At 50.3% G+C, this 946-nt stretch carries 1 pseudogene; it reads left to right on the top strand.

Annotation, left to right across the window (positions count from 1 at the left end):
- Positions 1-536 precede the first annotated feature (536 nt).
- Positions 537-946 (top strand): annotated as a pseudogene (locus A3730_RS04965) (hypothetical protein); the annotation flags it as partial.

Genomic DNA, 946 nt, shown 5'->3' on the forward strand with positions numbered 1-946 from the left:
CATTGGCAAGCAGTGTCTGGCTGTTGGTGGAGGCCGCGCGGGCACGGAGGACGAAGGTGCGCATGGAATTGGGCTCTGGAGAATGTGGGCGTGATTGTACATCAGTGGCTGTGTGATCGTGGATGTTCGCGCAATGAACCTGGCTGGTCGGCCGTTTTCAGCGGAACGTTCCGCATAACTCGGGGGGGGGGCAAAATTTCAACACACTGATTTCAATCGATATTCTAGTACCGGGGATGGAGATAGCAGGAACGGAGTTCAAAGGAAGGTTCCTTTGAACTCCGTGTAGGATATTGGCTATTTCAGTGTAGTGATTGTAGTTCCCCCGTTTTAGTGGACACCTTCTCCTAAACAAAGGGCCTGGCCTGTTTTGGGGGCTGTTGGTGGCAGCGCAATTGATTTGACCAAGGCAAGACTGGAAATTCAGTAACGGTTTCTATGCACGGAACCGGTAGCAGAAACCGGGGTCTGTTCTTTTCAAGTGTCTTGAATAAAACAATATGGCCTGACTCCAGGGCTCCTCCAGGAAATAACTCATGTATAGAAAAATCGTGATTGGAATTTATTTGATTCTGCTTGTCAGTCAGTACGGGTATGCAGAAGAGGGGGTGTCTTTAAAGCGGCCGGATGGCTCTGCAATCACTTTCTATCTGGACAAGAAAGGATGCCGACATCTGCTGGTGCTGATGCAGGGCTCAGACTGCAATAGTGTGGCCCATAGCAAGGTGATTAATGATCGCTTTGCAACTGTGATCGGTGATGCGGATGTTCTTACGGTGGAGAAATATGGCCTTACCCGGTCGGTTTCCTGGAACGGTTCGGGTGACAGTCCGGAGTGTCCGGCATCGTATTATGAGCATGATTCTCCGCAACAGCGGGCAGATGACTATCTGCAGGTGATGTCCTGGTTGGATGACCAATTTCACTATGATCGCATCACGCTACT

It is taken from the genome of Alcanivorax sp. HI0044, from assembly GCF_001634945.1.